15 protein-coding genes and 1 other RNA gene are annotated in these 16,379 nt (G+C 70.4%); 5 read left to right on the plus strand and 11 right to left on the minus strand.

Annotated features, from left to right (window positions below; genetic code table 11):
- Positions 1 to 27 precede the first annotated feature (27 nt).
- The 5 genes from ABZX37_RS28845 to rnpB form a co-directional block, all read right to left on the minus strand.
- Positions 28 to 2,985 carry an ATP-binding protein gene (locus ABZX37_RS28845; protein WP_354744735.1) on the minus strand — a complete coding sequence of 986 codons (2,958 nt, stop codon included), beginning with the start codon at positions 2,983 to 2,985 and terminating at the stop codon, positions 28 to 30.
- A gap of 3 nt (positions 2,986 to 2,988) precedes the next feature.
- Positions 2,989 to 3,477: a hypothetical protein gene (locus ABZX37_RS28850; RefSeq protein ID WP_354744737.1), complete on the minus strand. Its 489-nt coding sequence runs from the start codon at positions 3,475 to 3,477 to the stop codon at positions 2,989 to 2,991.
- A 12-nt stretch (positions 3,478 to 3,489) separates the two neighbouring features.
- Positions 3,490 to 3,756 carry a hypothetical protein gene (locus ABZX37_RS28855; RefSeq protein ID WP_344288458.1) on the minus strand — a complete coding sequence of 89 codons (267 nt, stop codon included), beginning with the start codon at positions 3,754 to 3,756 and terminating at the stop codon, positions 3,490 to 3,492.
- Positions 3,757 to 4,226: 470 nt separating this feature from the next.
- Positions 4,227 to 5,084, minus strand: coding sequence for a hypothetical protein (locus ABZX37_RS28860; RefSeq protein ID WP_354744739.1), 858 nt, complete (start codon positions 5,082 to 5,084; stop codon positions 4,227 to 4,229).
- Positions 5,085 to 5,106: 22 nt separating this feature from the next.
- Positions 5,107 to 5,500: RNase P RNA component class A (rnpB, locus tag ABZX37_RS28865), an RNA gene on the minus strand.
- Between the two features lie 109 nt (positions 5,501 to 5,609).
- Here rnpB and sfnG point away from each other — a divergent pair.
- Together sfnG and ABZX37_RS28875 are read left to right on the plus strand one after the other, a co-directional pair.
- The gene (gene sfnG / locus ABZX37_RS28870; RefSeq protein WP_354744741.1) at positions 5,610 to 6,740 is read left to right on the plus strand and encodes a dimethylsulfone monooxygenase SfnG; all 1,131 of its coding nucleotides are present in this window, start codon (positions 5,610 to 5,612) and stop codon (positions 6,738 to 6,740) included.
- A gap of 77 nt (positions 6,741 to 6,817) precedes the next feature.
- A complete protein-coding gene (locus ABZX37_RS28875) occupies positions 6,818 to 7,996 on the plus strand; it encodes an SLC13 family permease (protein ID WP_354744817.1) in 1,179 nt (392 codons plus the stop codon).
- Here the strand turns inward: ABZX37_RS28875 and ABZX37_RS28880 are convergent.
- The 4 genes from ABZX37_RS28880 to ABZX37_RS28895 all read right to left on the minus strand — a co-directional run bounded on the left by ABZX37_RS28880 (position 7,993) and on the right by ABZX37_RS28895 (position 12,633).
- Positions 7,993 to 9,738, minus strand: coding sequence for a hypothetical protein (locus ABZX37_RS28880; RefSeq protein ID WP_354744743.1), 1,746 nt, complete (start codon positions 9,736 to 9,738; stop codon positions 7,993 to 7,995). The genes ABZX37_RS28875 and ABZX37_RS28880 overlap by 4 nt on opposite strands.
- A 182-nt stretch (positions 9,739 to 9,920) precedes the next feature.
- Positions 9,921 to 11,063 carry a bifunctional RNase H/acid phosphatase gene (locus tag ABZX37_RS28885; protein WP_354744745.1) on the minus strand — a complete coding sequence of 381 codons (1,143 nt, stop codon included), beginning with the start codon at positions 11,061 to 11,063 and terminating at the stop codon, positions 9,921 to 9,923.
- On the minus strand, positions 11,060 to 11,797 hold the full coding sequence (locus ABZX37_RS28890) for a C4-type zinc ribbon domain-containing protein (RefSeq protein ID WP_354744747.1): 738 nt from the start codon (positions 11,795 to 11,797) through the stop codon (positions 11,060 to 11,062). Before ABZX37_RS28890 ends, ABZX37_RS28885 begins: the two co-directional genes overlap by 4 nt.
- Positions 11,798 to 11,814: 17 nt before the next feature.
- The gene (locus ABZX37_RS28895; RefSeq protein ID WP_354744749.1) at positions 11,815 to 12,633 is read right to left on the minus strand and encodes a Nif3-like dinuclear metal center hexameric protein; all 819 of its coding nucleotides are present in this window, start codon (positions 12,631 to 12,633) and stop codon (positions 11,815 to 11,817) included.
- Positions 12,634 to 12,673: 40 nt separating this feature from the next.
- Between ABZX37_RS28895 and ABZX37_RS28900 the strand changes: the two genes are divergently transcribed.
- From ABZX37_RS28900 to ABZX37_RS28910, 3 genes are all read left to right on the plus strand, one after another.
- Positions 12,674 to 13,135, plus strand: a complete 462-nt coding sequence (locus ABZX37_RS28900; protein WP_354744751.1) for a low molecular weight protein-tyrosine-phosphatase — start codon at positions 12,674 to 12,676, stop codon at positions 13,133 to 13,135.
- 48 nt (positions 13,136 to 13,183) lie between these two features.
- On the plus strand, positions 13,184 to 14,014 hold the full coding sequence (locus ABZX37_RS28905; RefSeq protein ID WP_354744753.1) for an SURF1 family cytochrome oxidase biogenesis protein: 831 nt from the start codon (positions 13,184 to 13,186) through the stop codon (positions 14,012 to 14,014).
- Between the two features lie 67 nt (positions 14,015 to 14,081).
- Positions 14,082 to 14,690, plus strand: coding sequence for an FMN-binding negative transcriptional regulator (locus tag ABZX37_RS28910; protein WP_354744755.1), 609 nt, complete (start codon positions 14,082 to 14,084; stop codon positions 14,688 to 14,690).
- 4 nt (positions 14,691 to 14,694) lie between these two features.
- On the opposite strand, the gene ABZX37_RS28915 is transcribed toward ABZX37_RS28910, so the two are convergent.
- Entirely contained in the window at positions 14,695 to 15,594 is a 900-nt protein-coding gene (locus ABZX37_RS28915; RefSeq protein WP_354744757.1) for a cobalamin biosynthesis protein, read from the minus strand.
- 25 nt (positions 15,595 to 15,619) lie between these two features.
- Positions 15,620 to 16,303 (minus strand): FCD domain-containing protein, encoded by a 684-nt coding sequence (locus ABZX37_RS28920; RefSeq protein ID WP_354744819.1) that lies wholly within the window; start codon positions 16,301 to 16,303, stop codon positions 15,620 to 15,622.
- Between the last annotated feature and the right edge of the window lie 76 nt (positions 16,304 to 16,379).

The following is a 16,379-nucleotide window of genomic DNA, read 5'->3' on the forward strand; positions in this document are numbered from 1 at the left end:
GCGCGGGCCGGCCCGGATCACCGGGGTTCATGCGGCATCCCTGCCGGTGCCGCCGCCCTTGCCGCCGGCGCGGGCGTGCCGGTCCTCCTGCCGTCCGTTGCGCACTGCACCCTCCACCTCGCCGGTCTCGGACGCGAGCGGGTCCGGCGAGCCCAGGAGCTGCTCGTCGGCAAGACCGACCTCGAGTTCCGCTTGGAGTTCGAAGTCGTGTTCCAGCTCGTCGTCCTCCGGTGGGGCGGGGACATACGGCTTGGCCTCGTCCTCGTGGGGTGCCACGAGTTCGCTGCCGGGTTTCGTGCGCGCGTCGGGCGAGCCCGGGGTGGTGTCCATGACCGCGCGCAGCGGGTCGAGATGCGGGCCGGAGAAGTCGACGCGGATGCGTTCCACGCCGCCGGCGCCGTCGCCGAAGATGAATTGCCGGGGTTCCATGTCGCGTTCCAGCCCGCGCTGGGCTCCTGGCCGACGGCCCAGTGCGGCGACGACCTGCTCGTAGCCGACGCCGACCGGCACCTTCAGCAGCCGCAGCGCGTCGGCCTGTGCGTCGTCGTCGTCGAGCCTGCCGACGAACACCGAGTCCAGCAGCGCCACGAAACCCTGGATCTTCAGGAAGTCCGCCGGGATCTGCGACGACAGCAGCACCCGGACGTTCCACTTCCGCGAGTCACGCGCGAACCGGTTCATCAGCACGCGCCCGGTCGGCACCTCGGACAGGAAGAACGCCTCGTCGATCCAGACGCCCTTGCGCAGTTCCTTCGGCTTCTCGTACACCGACCGCTGGGTCAGCCACGCCGCGAGGTTCAGCATCTCCACGCCGAGGGATTCGGCGTCGGTCCAGTACTCGCGCGGGACGCCGTCCTTCGGCAGGGTCAGGCCCGCCATGGTCAGCACGGTCATCCGGTCGTCGCGGGTCTCGGCGTACGGGTCCGCGTCGGTTTCCGGGATCAGCAGCGCCATCCGCTCGCGCATCTCGTCCAGGAAGTCCGCGACCACGACCGCGTGCTCGTGGTGCTCGCTCGAATCCCGCCGCAGCGCGTCGATGACCTGGCCGGGGTCCGCGTCGAACCGGCCGCCGACCGCGCGCACCGCGCGCAGCAGCACGATCCGGGTCTGCGCCATCCGCGACACCTCGTACGGCAGCACGCCGGTGAGCACGTCGAGCACCAGCCGCCGCCGGGTCGCCCCGGCCAGCGCCTTTTCGCGCCGCCACGAGCGTTCCGGGTCCTCCTCGTCCATGAAGTGCTCGATCAGCGGATCGGCGACCACGCGGTACGGGTTGAGGATGCCCGGCTGGGCGTTGAGCAGGTTGATCGGCCGCGCGTACGGCCGGATCTCCGGCAGGTCGCACAGCCGCGACAGCGGGCCGGACGGGTCGAGGATCGTCCAGTGCGCCCCGGCCCGCAGCGTCTTGTAGACGATGCCGCCGCCGAGGAACGACTTGCCGCCGCCGAGTCCGGCGACCATCGCGGTGAGGCCCGATCCGTCGCGGATCTCCTGCGCCATCCACGGGTCCCAGGCCACCGGACGCCGCGTCGCGGTGACCGTTTCGCCGAGCAGGATCCCGCGCCGGTCGCCGACCTCCGCGGTCGCGGTGGGCACCGAGGACGCCGTCCACACCACCGAACCGCGGCGCATGTACGCGCCCGAGGCCAGCGGTTCGCCCGGGATGAACTCCCTGGCCATCGCGTACTGGGCTTCCGGGTGCTCGATGGCGATCTTCGGCTTGTACAGGTCCAGCAGCTGCTGGGCCAGCCGCAACGCGTCGCGCTCGGTCGGGCCGGACACCGCGAGGCGCCACCACGACCGCACGCGCGTGGCGAGTGCGGTGAAGCCCGACGTCATCTCGTCGTCGATCTCCAGCACCCGGCCCGCTTGCCGGGCCAGCGACTGCGGCGGTTCCAGCTCGTGCTCGTCGGTGTAGTGCTTGACCTGCGAGCGGACCTTGTTCATCTGCCGCTGCAGCTCGCCGGACACCTCTTCCGGACGCCGCACGTAGATCCGCGCGGACACCTCGACCGCCGCGGGCAGCCGGTCCGCGTGCTGGATCCACGGGTCGTCGACCTCGGGGATCTGCAGCCCGTGCATCTGGCCGACGGTGAGCACCGCGAGATGCCGCGACACGCCAGCGTTGGACCCGGTGCGGCCACGCACGGTGACCGTGGGCGCGTACGGGTCGGCGTGGAAATCAGCCGCGTCGGTGAAGCTGGCGAGGTCCTCGGGCTCCCACGCCGCACCCGGCACCGCGGGCATGTTCCGCGGCGCGGGAAGGCCCAGCGAGCACGAGCGGTGCATGAGCCAGGACATCTCCTCGGCGTGCACCGGACGGCCTTCCAGCCCGGCGCTGCCGATGATCTGGTCGAGGTGCTCGATCTCGGAGTCGAGCGCGGCCAGTTCGGCGTCGACCGCCTCGGGCAGGATCCGGCGCAGCACCGGCGCGGCGCGTTCGACCGCGCGGTCCACCATGCGCCGCGTCTGCACCTGGACGCCGAGGTAGACCTCTTTTTCCGCCATCGAGCGGCCCATCAGCTGCTGCTGCTCGCCGATCAGGTAGTCGTCGAACGACAGCGCGCCCGGCACGTCGCCCGGCCTGCCGACCGCGTTGTGCACGTGCGCCTCGGCCCACATCCGGATCGGGTACGGCCGGTTCGTGACGCGCAGGTGCAGCCAGCGGCCCTGCAGTTCGGCGTACTGGCCCGCGATGGCCGCGATCAGGTCGCGGCGCTGCGAATCGGAACGGAACGACCAGCGCTGCGGCGCGAGCCGGTACCAGGCGTACACCTCGTACCCGGTCCGCAGCAGGTGGCCGTCGATGCTGCGCGCGGCGATCGACGGCGTGTACGCCGGTATCGCCTGCTCACCGGGCAGCCGGCGGCCCTTGCCGCCGGAGTTTGTGCCGCCGGACGGCGGACGGCCCCGCGGTGGCGCGTTCCACGCGCCGGCGGGGACGTCTTGCTCCCGTTTCCCTCGGCTTCCGCCGCGACCGAACAACGACTACCTCCCGGCCCGAGCCGCGGGGCGGCTCCGGCGCGCTCGTGGTGCTCCCTGTTTCCCGGCACTCGTGCCAGCACCGCGACGAGGGTCGCGGTGCTGGTACTGCCGCCTTCTCTTGTGCTTCGGCAGCGGGCGCTCCGCCCGCACCCGGACCCGGCTGGCGCTCACCGCGCCGCCCGCGCCCGAGGACCGTTCGCGCGGCGCGCGCAATTCCTGGCCCATCATCGCGATCACCGCGCCCAGCGGGCGCTCGTGACTGATCTTGGCGGTGATCAGCCTGGTGATCACGATCGTGGCCACGAACGCCCACGCCGTGGAAAAGAACCCGAAACTCCAGCCGACCCACCGCTCCACGGTGAGCACGACCAGGAAGACCGGAATGCCGACGAGCCATGCCACGTATCGGGCTCGCCAGGGAAAAGTCGCTTTCGGCGGGCCGAGCCAGACGGCATCGACCCGGTACACCTCGTCATCGGTCCTGATCCGCACGCCTGCTCCGCCTCAGCCGGTGAAGAGGCCGGCGATCCACTGGCCCACGTTGACGCCCGCTCCGCTGACCGCGAGTCCGATGATCGCGAGCGCGATGACCACACCGGCGAGCCGCCGCATGACTCCCGCGTTGTCGCCCTTGCCGCCGCCGAGCCACAGCAGCAGCAACGCCACCGCCAGCAGTACGAGCGGGATGACGTTGTCGAGCAGCCAGGTGCGGACGTTGCTGGTGCCGAGCCCTTCGGCCACGAACGTCTCAAGGGCGGTCATGCTGGTCATCGCGATACTCCCGGTGCACGGCAGGCGCCGCGCTGTTCTGGCTTCGGCGAAGCTACGAACACCATCATGGCGTTACAAGGGGTAATGGTCAAAGCGCGCTGCGTAGATGTCGACTTGTGGTTAACGGGCGGGTGCTGCGGTCCGGTGGTCAGGATTCCTCGCCCTCCATCATCGTGGCAAGGGTGCTCCGGAATAACCCAAGCCACCCGGATTGCGCAGTGTTCCGGCGGTGCGGCTCCGCAAATCGTGCGGCGCTCACTCTCAGTGCGCCCCGGACCGGCGTGTCGGGCAGGGACCAGTGTGGCATGCCCCGATCGGCGTTCCGCCGCGAGTCCGGTGAGTGACAACCGGATTGGAAAACAATCCGGAATTGATCACTCTCTGATGCGATAACGGTCACCATCACGTCCGATGTGCGCATTTGTTCACTACAAAGCGTGATCCCGGGCAGTTCCAGGCCGTCTCGAGGATCAGGCCCGGAACGCGCTGCTGGGGATCGCGCCGGCTTCGATCACCCGGCGGCTGAGCGCGGCGCACAGCTGTTCCAGCCGAGCCGTCTTCTCCTCGCCGAGGCGCCGCCACGGGCCCTGTGCCGCCGCGTTCGTCGCCGTCTCGACGTGTTCGCGGAACGCCAGCCCGCGTTCGGTGAGCGCGCCGTCCGCGCCGAGGATTCCGTCGGCGGCCAGCCTGGACGCGGCCGCGTCCCACTCGTCGTCGCTCCAGCCGCGGGTGCGTTTGGCGGTGTCTGGCGGTGTTCCGTTCGCCGTCGCGCTGTGCGTGACCAGTGCCTCCAGACCGGGCAGGCCATTCGTGGTCAACGCCGCGACGTGCCCGTCTCCGCGGTGCTCGCGCAGCAGCGTGGTCGCGTGCCAGAGCGCGAGGTGCGGCTCCTCGGGCCACGCCAGGTCCGCGTGGGCGGCGTAGAGCGGACGCCCCTCCGGACGGCAGCCTTCGGTCGCTTCGCGCGCGAGCGCCGCCGCCTCGGCGACCTCCGCGGACGCGAGCGTCTCGGCGCCGAACAGCCTGCGGTAGACCTCGTCGACGGCAGCGAGCCGGGCTTCCAGGACGGTCTCCGGGGTGGCGAGCGTCCAGACACGCGGGACGAAGTGCGCGATCAGGCTGGGGCTGAAGCTGTAGAAGGTCGCGGTGACCGTGCCCGGTCCGACCGCGCCCATCGCCGCGGCGCGGCTGGCGAAGTAGGTCATCGACCCCGGTTTGAGCCCCACGGCGGCGAGCCGCTGCTGAGTCTCCGGCGCGAAGTAGACGGGAGCGTGCAGAGCGTCGAAGGTGGTCCGGAAGGCGACAGCGGCGGCGACGGCTTGACCCATGCGCCCGATCGTAGCGATCGGGCGGACGAGCTGGCATGTAAGCCGGATCCTGTTCCCGGGCCGCCTCGCGGCGGACCGGGCGACGGTCATCCATCTCGGCCTGCCGTCGCCGGCAGGCTCCAGCGGCCTACCCGCAGGCATCGGGCGGGCCGCCCTCGATCGCCTGCGCAGGAGCGAAGCTCCCTCTTGGCCTTGCTCCGGGTGGGGTTTACCGAGCCATCCCGGTCACCCGGGATGCTGGTGGTCTCTTACACCACCGTTTCACCCTTACCCCCGCCGTGAGACGGGGGCGGTCTGTTTTCTGTGGCACTGTCCCGCGGGTCGCCCCGGGTTGCCGTTAGCAACCACCCTGCCCTGCGGAGTCCGGACTTTCCTCGGACCGGGAGAACCCGGGCCGCGACCGTCCTGCCAGCTCGTCCGCCGGAGCAGCGTACCCGGGGACGGCCGGAGCACCGGCACGGGTTGGCACATTCCACCGCGTGGACGCCCTTTGCCACCGCGCCCGGCCGCTGTTTCACTCCCGCCATGTCCGCACCTGAACCCCACGAACCCCTGAAATTCGCTTACTGGGTCCCGAATGTGAGCGGCGGCCTGGTCACCAGCGACATCGAACAGCGCACCGATTGGGGCTACGAGTACAACCGCGACCTGGCCGTGCTCGCCGAGAACAACGGCTTCGAATACGCGCTCACCCAGGTCCGCTACACCGCCAGCTACGGTGCCGCCTACCAGCACGAATCCACCGGTTTCAGCCTGGCGCTGCTGCTCGCGACGCAGCGGCTGAAGGTCATCGCGGCCGTCCACCCTGGACTGTGGCAGCCCGGCGTGCTCGCGAAGTTCATCGCCAGCGCGGACGTCATCTCCGGCGGCCGGGCGGCGGTGAACGTGGTCAGCGGCTGGTTCAAAGACGAGTTCACCGGTCTCGGCGAGCCCTGGCTCGAACACGACGAGCGCTACCGCCGCTCGGAGGAGTTCATCCGCGTGCTCAAGCAATTGTGGACCGACGACCACGCCGAGTTCGGCGGCGATTTCTACCGCATCCACGATTTCGACATCAAACCCAAACCGGTCGCCGGCCCCGGACGGCCGCATCCGGAGGTCTTCCAGGGCGGCAACTCCACCGCGGCGCGCAAGCTGGCCGGTCGCGTTTCGGACTGGTATTTCAGCAATGGCAAGGATTTCGCCGGTTTCAGCGAGCAGGTCGACGAGGTGCGCGGGTACGCCGCCGAGAACGACCACGCGGTGCGCTTCGGGCTCAACGGCTTCGTGATCGCCCGCGAGACCGAAGCCGAGGCGCGCGAGGTGCTGCGGGAGATCGTGGCGAAGGCGAACGTGCCCGCCGTCGAAGGATTCCGCTCGGCGGTCGCGCAGGCCGGGAAGTCCACTTCGGACACCAAGGGCATGTGGGCGGATTCGGAGTTCGCGGACCTGGTGCAGTACAACGACGGATTCCGGACCGGGTTGATCGGCACTCCGGAACAAATCGCGGACCGGGCGATCGAGTACAAAAAGCGCGGCGCGAACCTGTTGCTGCTCGGGTTTTTGCATTATCTGGAGGACGTCGAACACTTCGGCCGGGCGGTGCTGCCGGTGATCCGCGAGAAGGAGCGGGTACTGGAACGCGGTGCGGGAGTCCCGGAACCGGCGGGGATCTGAGATCTCGCGGCGGCTAGCGTTCGGGCGTGAACGGTGCCCTGTCTCTGCTTCTTCTCGCCGGAACGCTCTGGTTCGCCATGGCGCGCCCGCGCGGTCTCCCGGAGGCTGTCTTCGCGGTCCCCGCCGCCGGTGTCGTCCTCGCGCTCGGCCTGACTTCCCCGCACGAAGCGGGCGAGCGGGTCGTCCAGATGCTGCCGACGATGGGCTTTCTCGCAGCGATCCTGCTGGTCAGCCACCTCGCCGCGGTAGAAGGAGTCTTCACCTGGCTAGGCGCCGAACTCGCCGAAATCTGCCGCGGACGGCAGCCTCGGCTGCTGCTGCTCACCTTCGCCGCGGCGGCGATCGTCACCGCCGTGCTGAGCCTCGACGCGACCGTCGTCCTGCTGACCCCGGTCGTCCTCGCCACCGCGGCGGAACTGAAACTCACCGCGCGCCCGCACGTCTACGCGTGCGCGCACCTGGCCAACTCGGCGTCCACGCTGTTTCCCGTCTCCAACCTCACGAACCTGCTCGCCTTCACCGCTTCCGGCCTCACCTTCGCCGGTTTCACCGCGCTGATGGCGTTGCCCTGGCTGGTCACGCTCGCCGTCGAACTCGCCGCGTTCGCCTGGTTCTTCCGCAAGGACCTCCGCGAACCGGCCAGCACCCGCCGCCCCGAACACCGCGAAGCGCCGGTCTTCACCCTCATCGTGCTGGCGGTCATGCTGGCCGGATTCGCGACCGGACAGCTGGTGCACGTCGAACCGGTCTGGGTCGCCGCGCTGACCGCGCTCGTCCTCGCCGCGAAAGCCTTGGCGGAGCGGAAGATCCGGCCCTGGCAGGTGATCACCGAGGCGTCCCCGCTGCTGATCCTCTTCGTGCTCGCCCTCGCCGTGGTGGTCGAAGCGGTCAACGAACACGTTCTCGGCGGGCTGCTGCGCTCAATCCTGCCGGCTACGGCCGGGCTGCCCGAACTGCTCCTCGCCGCCGCCATCGCGGCGGTGCTGGCGAACGTCGTCAACAACCTGCCCGCGACGCTGATCCTGCTGTCCGTCCTCGGCCCGCACCCGAATCAGGGCGTGCTGCTCGCCGTGCTGCTGGGCGTGAACATCGGCCCGAACGCGACGTATCTAGGCTCGCTCGCGACGCTGCTGTGGCGCCGTGTCGTCGTCCGACACGGGCAGCATCCGCCGGTAGGCGAATTCCTGAGGCTCGGCGCGCTCACGACGCCGCTGGCCTTGGCTGCGGCGACGTGCGCGTTGTGGCTGGTGCTTTAGCCGCGCGGCGCGATCGTGCTGCCGCGCGACAACGTCGGGCCACAGTCGTCGAGACCGTCCCCGAACCGCTGCGCTTCCACGTTCATCATCGTGACCTGCGCGTAGTGCTGGACGGCAGCGAGCTTCGCCGGGTCGGTGACCGCGTCCTTGCGGACGAAGTCTCCCTGGCGCTTGCCCGGGCCGGGGTACACCAGGATCGGGACATAGTCCCGGTCGATGCGCGGGTCGATGCTGATCTCGTTGCCGTCCGCCCACGGGCCCCACGAGTGGATGAAGGTCGGCTTCACCGTGTCGAACACGTAGTCGCGCAGGCCGGCGATGTCTTCCTTGTGCGTGAGGTCCGCGATCGGCGCGTTGACCAGGCCGGCCATGTCGACCAGTTCGAGCCGGCTGGTCATCGACGAGCCGCCGAGGTCCGGCAGCAGCAGCGACGCCTGCTGCAGGCCGAGCATGTCGGCGTACGTGTTGAAGCCGCGGCCGAAGCGGTCCGCGATCAGGCACGCCGGGACGGTGGGGCTCTTGATGAACTCGTCGGACTGGTTCACGAAGCCGATCGCCGACGGCACCGACGCGGCCACGAGCACGAGCGCCGCGACCGCTCGCCACTGCACCTTCGCCAGCGAACGCAGCAGTTCGGCGACGGCCATGACGCCGCACAGCGTGCCGAGCACCCACACCGGCGTCGCGAAGCGGTACTGCGCCATCCAGTCCGGAACCATCACGCCGTACGCGATCACGCCGAGCACGAGCGGCGTGACCAGCCCGATCAGCGGACGCCGCCACGGAGCCTTGACCAGCGCCCACACGACCGCCGCGACCAGCACGAGCGTCAGCGCGATGCCCACGTACTCCACCAGCTGGTTCGGCCGGATGATCGACGCGAAGGTGGGCAGCCCCTGCTTCTTGGCGACCGACGGGTTGGCCAGCAGCCGGTGAAACTCCGTGTAGCGCCAGACGACGTAGCCGCCGAACAGCACGGCGAAGGCCGCGATGGACACCAGCGCGGACCGCAGGCTGGGCCAGAAACCCTCGCGCTTCACGCCGAACAGCAGGACGATCGGGTACGCGCTGGCGTAGATCAGGCCTTCCGGCCGGGTCAGCGCGGCGGCCGCGACGAGCACGCCCGCGACGATCGCGACCTTGAACGACAGCGAGTTTTCCTTGCGCAGCGCGGTGAACAGCAGCGCCGCCAACGCGGTGATCAAGAACGCGAACAGCGAGTTCTCGAGGCCGGAGACCACCCAGATCACGAACGACGGGATCGCCGCCAGCCCGAGGCCGGTGGCCAGCGTGATCGCCCACGCGTGCCTGCGGAACACCTGCCGGGCCACCAGATGGCACAGCACCAGGATGCCCGCGGCGAAGAACAGGCCGAGCAGCTTGGGGAACAGCACGTAGTCCGGGATGCCGAACAGCAGGCCCTTGTCGAAGAGGCCGACGACCTTGCCCAGCGCGAGCAGGATCATCCACGTCGGGTCCGAGAAGCCCTCCACCGGCGGCTGGCCGGGGGCCAGCACCGGGCCGAGCCCGTCGGCGACGCTGCGCGAGTAGGAGAACGTGATGGCCGCGTCGTCGACGATCCAGTGCCCGTAGCGGGTGGCGTGCCAGGCGATCGCGGCCACGCCGGCCAGCACCGCCAGCGTCGACGCCAGCCAGCTGAGCTTGAACCGCGCAGGCGGGTCGGTCGTCTCCTCCCCCGGCAGGTCGGGCTCCGATACTGCGGTGAGTGCGCTAGCCGTCATGTCCTCGTCACTGTTTCCACTTGCGGATGCTGCCGAAGAAACGCACGAGCCTGCGCCCCCCTTGAAGTCCCGGCCGGGACCAGCGCCGCGGCGCCGCGGTCGACACCGCACTCTAGCCAATACCTCATTCGGGGCGTTTCACACGTCATCCCCGACCGTGATCCACGTCACATCAACGCTGCTCAGGACAGATGCGAGATGTCGTTCACCAACCGGACCGAGGCGTTGCCGTCGGGATAGAACTCGACGATCGACAGCGACGCCAGGTCGAGGTGCAGCCGGAACAGCAGCGACGGACCGGCGTCGAGCCCCATCCGCAGCAGGGTCTTGATCGGCGTCACGTGGCTGACCACGAGCACCGTGCGTCCGTCGTACTGCTCGACGAGGTCGCGGCGGGCCTTGCCGACCCGCTCGTGGACCGCGTCGAAGCTCTCGCCGCCGGGCGGCGGGCACGACGAATCGCTCAGCCAGCAGCGGTGCAGTTCCGGATCCCGCCCGGCGGCCTCGCCGAAGGTGAGGCCCTCCCATTCGCCGAAGTCGGTCTCGATGAGGCCGGGATGCGTTTCGACCCGGCCGCCGAGCGCGTCGGCGACCGCCTGCGCGGTCTGCTTGGTGCGGATCAGCGGCGACGAGATGATCGGGGCCGGTTCGCCGTCCTCGCCGATCAGCCCCGGCATCGCGGCCAGCCGTTTCGCCGCCGCGGCGGCTTGGCCCCGGCCGTGTTCGGTGAGCGGGACGTCGCCGCGACCGGAGTAGCGGCGGTCGACCGACATCTCGGTCTGGCCGTGGCGCAGTAGGAGCAGTTTGGTGGGCGTGCCGCGGGCTCCGGTCCAGCCCGCCGGGGACACCCGGTCCGGCTCGGAAACCTTGGCCTTCGGCCGTGTCTCGGCGAGCGGGGCGGGCGAGGTGGCCCCGGACCCGGCGCTGTCCATCGCGACGTTCGCGAGCCGGTCCGCGTGCGAGTTCTCCGCGCGCGGGATCCAGGTGTAGCCGACGCGGTCGAAGCCCGCCGCGATCTCGCGCGCCTGCGCGGCGAGCGGCTGCAGGGCGGCGTGCTTGATCTTCCACCGGCCGGACATCTGCTCCACCACGAGCTTCGAGTCCATCCGGACGTCCACAATGGACACTCCGAGCTCGGCCGCCGCGGCGAGCCCGGCGACGAGCCCGGAGTACTCCGCGACGTTGTTCGTGGCGATGCCGAGGTATTCGTAGCGCTCGGCGAGGACCTCGCCGGTGGCCGCGTCCTTCACGACCGCGCCGTAGCCCGCCGGGCCGGGGTTGCCCCGGGATCCGCCGTCGGCCTCGACGATCGCCCGTTCGCTCACAGGCCCGACTCCAGCGTGCGGACCAGGATCGCGCCGCAGTTGTCGCACTGCACGACGCTGTCCTCGGCCGCGGCCTTGATCTCTGAGATGGTGTTGCGGTCGAGTTCGAGCTGGCAGGCGCCGCACCGGCGGGCCCGCAGCAGCGCCGCGCCGATGCCCTTGTGGTCGTAGACGCGGGTGTACAGCTTGAGCAGCGGCTCCGGGAACCGCGGCAGCAGCTTCGCGCGGTCCTCCTTGCGGCGGGCCTCGGTGGTGTCGAGGTCCTTGAACGCCTCGTCGCGGCGCGCCGTGGCGGCCTCGACCTCCTGCACCGCCTTGTCGACCTCGGCGCTGGTGCGCTGCGCGTCCAGGCCCAGCGCCTCGCGCTGCTCCATCAGCTCCAGCAGGTCGTCCTCGAGCGCTCCCTGCCGACGGCCCAGCGTCTGCAACTCGTGCTCGACATCGGTCATCTGCTTGGCGCCGATCGATCCGGATTCCAGCAGCTTGCGGTCGCGGTCGACGCGCGCCCGCACCGATTCGACCTCTTTCTCCTGCCGGGCGATTTCCCGGTCGAGGTCCGAGGACGCGGTCTGGACGGACACGAGCGCGTCGCGCTTCTCCCTGGCAGACTTCTCCCCGGCCTCGATCTCGGCGAGCTCGGGCAAGGTGCGGCGGCGGTGCGCGACGCGCGAAAGCTCGGCGTCCACCTTCGCGAGTTCGAGCAGCTGACGCTGGACGGCGGGGTCGGCCTTCACTGTGCTCCCTGATTTAGTTACTGGGTGGTAGCGCGGATGGTCCACGGGTCGGTGCACCGCGTGGAGACGTGAGCTTCGACGGTACCCGCAAAGGCCGCGCCGACAAGGGCCGAGGCCTGTCCGCACCACGGCCACTCGCTGGCCCAGTGCGTCAAGCCGACCAGCGCGGGCACGGTTCCCGCCGCGGCGAGGTGTTCGCCGGCGGGATGGTGGCGCAGATCCGCGGTCACGTACGCGTCGACGCCCTCGGCCGTCGCCTTCGCGAGATAGGAGTCGCCCGCACCGCCGGACACCGCGACGGTACGGATCGGCCGGTCCTCGTCTCCCGCGCCGAGCACGCCGGGCACGGTGACCGGCAACGCGTCGGCGACCCGCTGGACGAACTGCGCGAACGGCTCCGCGGCGGACAGGTGCCCGATCCGGCCGATCCCGGTGGCACCGCCCGGTTCGTGCGGGTCGAGCGGCCGGTCGACCACGAGCCCGATGGCCTCCGCGAGCGCGTCGGACACGCCGGGGTCGGCCGAGTCGGCGTTGGTGTGCGCGCAATAGAGCGCGATGCCGCCGCGGATCATGCGGTGCACGAGCGAGCCCTTGGCGGTGTCCGCGGGGACGCCGTGCACACCGCGCAGCAGCAGCGGATGGTGCGCGACGATCAGCTGCGCGCCGATTTCCTCGGCCTCGGCGAGCGTCTCCTCGACCGGGTCGACGCAGAACAACACGCGGGCGACGTCCTCGGCCGGGTCTCCGCAGACGAGCCCGACCGCGTCCCAGCTTTCCGCCAGCCGGGGCGGGTAACTGCGTTCGAGGACGGCGATGATCTCGGCTAATGCAGGCACCTGGGGATCCTCGCACGATCACTCTGGGAGACTTCCGACCATGCCTTCCCTGGTGTTTGTGTGTTCGGGAAACATCTGCCGCTCCCCCATGGCGGAGCTCGTCTTCCGCAAGAAGCTCGCCGACGCGGGCCTCTCCGACGCCGTGCACGTGTCCAGCGCGGGAACCGGGCCGTGGCACGTCGGGGAGGCGGCCGACCGGCGGGCGCGCGCCACGTTGAAGGCGCACGGCTACCCCACCGAGCACACCGCGGCCGAGGTCAGCGACGAAGACCTCGAAGCCGACCTGCTGCTCGCCGCCGACGAAAGTCACCTGGGCTTCCTGCGGTCCCGCGTCGAAGACCCTTCGCGGGTACGGCTGCTGCGGTCCTTCGACCCGTCCGCCCCCGAAGATGCCGAGGTACCGGACCCGTATTACGGCGGCGGCGACGGCTTCGAGGACGTGCTCGGGATGATCGAGCGGAGCGTGCCGGGACTGCTGGACTGGGTCCGCGAACAGGCGTGACGTCCGGTCCGGGTGCGCGCACGGAACGCGACGGCCTACCGTAGAGGGGTGCGGTTGCGGTTTCTGCTCCGGCCGGGATGGCTGGCGTTGACAGTGGTGGTGTTCACCTTCGCCATCTGCTGTTACACGTTGCTGGCCCCGTGGCAGTTCCGCCGCGACGGCGAACAGGTCACCCAGAACAACGCGCTGACCACGTCGTTCACCGCGAAGCCCGCTCCCGCGGCACAGCTGCTGCCGCCCGGAACGAAGCCGGACAAGAACACCGAGTGGCACCTCGTGTCGATCACCGGCACGTACCTGCCTTCGGCGGAAGTTGTCGCACGGCTGCGCACTGTGCAGGGCGAAGGCGCGTACGAGGTCCTCACGCCGCTTCGCGCCACAGACGGCACTGTGTACCTCGTCGACCGCGGCTACGTCGGGCTCAGCAGCAACTCCGGCGTCCTTCCGTACGCGGCAGCACCGGGCGGACAGGTGACGGTCGTCGCGCGCGTGCGAAGCGACGAGACGGACCCGAAGAACCGCGACGCGTTCGCTGACGCGTCGACGAACGGGAAGCTGCAGAGCTACACCGTCGATTCGCGCGTGGTCGCGAAGTCTTCCGGCCTCACTATCCGGCCTGGCTACTTCCAGCTCGACGGGAACCAGCCCGGCGTGCTCAAGGCGCTTCCGCTGCCGCAGCTGGAATCGGGCCCGTACTTCTCCTACGCACTGCAGTGGCTGGCGTTCGGCACGATGGCGTTGCTGGGCTGGCTGTACTTCACGATCCGCGAGCTGCGTCCGGGCGGCGCGCTGACGACCGAACGCCCGCAGCGCGGCCGGCGCAAGTCCGTCGCCGAGATGCTCGCCGAAGAAGAGGACGAGTACACACCGACCGCCTGAGTGGCCTGGTCGTTCTCCGGAAAAATGGCCCTTTGTCCGGGCCACTCGCGGCGCTGATACTGGCGGCATGCTGATCCACCCCTGGGACACCGCGGACGAGAACGAATGGCGGGGCTGGCTCGCCGGACACGATTTCGGCGAACTGGTCGCCGGCGGCCGCGGCCGTGATCTCCCGGTGGTGGTGCCGACGCACTTCGTCTTCGACGGCGAAGCGACCGTCCGCCTGCACCTCGCCCGGCCGAATCCGGTGTGGCCGCTGCTGGAGGAACACCCGCGCGCCCTGCTGACGGTGACCGGCGATTACACGTACATCCGCTCGGACTGGAACACCGCCGACGATCCCGCGCTGGGCGTGCCCACGTCGTACTACGCGAGCGTGCAGCTGGCCTGCGACGTCCGCATCGTCGACGACCCGGCGGAGAAGGCCGCGCTGCTGAACCACCAGCTGGCGCACTTCGAGCCGGACGGCAAGCGCACCCCGGTGTCCGCCGTGGACGCTCCGGACCGGCGGCTGCTGCCCGGGATTCGCGGCATCGAGCTGACCGTGACCGAGGTGCGGGCGAAGTTCAAGTACGGCGGGAACAAGAAATCCGAGGACCGGCAACGGATCGGGGCCCGACTGTCCGAACGGGACGGTTTCGGCGACGCGGAGGCCATCGCGCACCTGAAACCCTGACGGCTCAGGGGTTTCGGCGACGCAATCCGGTCAGCACCGCGACGACCACCGACGTCCCGGCGGCCAGCCAACCGACCACTCGGGACAGTTCCACCGCGCGCGTCACGTGCCCAGCGTCCGGATTCCGGCCGACCCCGAGCACCGGCAGCTCCACCACGCCCTGCGGATACTCGGTCCGCCCGCCGACCCGAATCTCCAGCGCACCAGCGAAAGCCGCCTCAACGCGACCGGCGTTCGGGCTCGGATGCGCGATCGTGTCGCGCCGCCAAGCCCGCCACGCGCCACCCGCCGAACCGCCCACCACCGGCGCACCCACAACGGTCAGCGCGGCGGCCACCCGGGTCGGCAGGAGGTGGACGAGTTCATCGAGCCGGTCGATAGCCCAGTGCCCGGGGAGCAGGCGACGCAGCAGTCCGATCGTCCGCGCCGCGAGCAGCCCGGGCACGCCCGCGACCGCGCCCCACAGCAACGGTGTCACGACCACTTCGGACGTGTTCTCCGCCAAAGTTTCCACGGACGCACGGGAAAGCCCGATCGTCCCGAGCCCGTCGGTGACGCGCGGGTCCAGTTCGGACAGTGTGTCGCGCGCAGGTTCGAGACGGCCCTCTTCGAGATCGCGGGCCAGTTCCGTCCCCTGCGTCGCCAGCCCGGACGCGCCGACGACCGCCCACGTCGCCACCGCCGTCGCTGTCGCCTGCAGCACCGGGCTGCGGCGGCCGGTCCGCTCGACCAGCACGCCAGCCGCGACGGCCGCGCCAGCGATTCCGAGCCCGGCCGCGCGCCGCGAACCCGTGGCGGCGACTACCTGGCGGAAGGCGGTCACCGGCGGCCGTCGCCGCGGGTCGCCGAGTGCTCCGTCTGCGGCCAAACCGAGAATCAAGCCGATCGCGCGCGCCGCGCTCACTTGCAGCCCCCCGAACGTGGACGATTCAGTCGCCGAGATTACTCGACACCGCCGCGGCGATTTCCTCGCGTGCCTGCTCCACGATGTCGCGCATCGCGCGTTCGGCACGCACCGGGTCGGCGAGGTCGATCGCCTCCGCCACCTCGACGTGCAGCGCGACCGCCTCGGGCTGCGGTTCGTCCGGCATCAGGCCGTGCCCGGTGCGGCCGGCGAGCACTTCGGCGACCACTGAGGACAGCTGCGCGAACATCGGATTCCGCGACGCGGACAGCAGCAGATCGTGGAATGCGACGTCGTGGCCGAGGAAGGCGTCGAGATCGCGGGCGCGCGCCGTCCGCTGGAGGTGCACCGCCAGCGCGCGGATCCGCCCGCGTTCCTCCGGGGTCGCCCGGATCGCGGCGAACCGGGCGGCGCACGGCTCGACGGCCGAGCGCAGTTCGGTCAGCGTGCGCAGCGCGGCCGGCCGGTCCGCGCCGTCGAGCTGCCAGCGGATCAGCCTCGGGTCATAGTGGTTCCACTCGGCCGGCTCGCGGACGGTGACCCCGACGCGGCGGCGGCTGCTGGTCAACCCCATCGTCTCGAGGACCCGCACGACCTCGCGGGCCACCGTCCGCGAAGCCCCGTACCGCTCCTGCAGCTCCTCGGAGCGCAACACCGCGCCCGGCGCCAGCTCGCCGCTCGCGATGGCCGCGCCGAGCTCGTCGAGCATCTCCTCGTGCCGATCAGTCCCCACCGGGTTAACCTAGCGCTCTGACTCGATTAAGTACTACTTCTTCTTGATTAAG

It is taken from the genome of Amycolatopsis sp. NPDC004079 (assembly GCF_040610415.1).
Lineage (GTDB): Bacteria > Actinomycetota > Actinomycetes > Mycobacteriales > Pseudonocardiaceae > Amycolatopsis > Amycolatopsis halotolerans.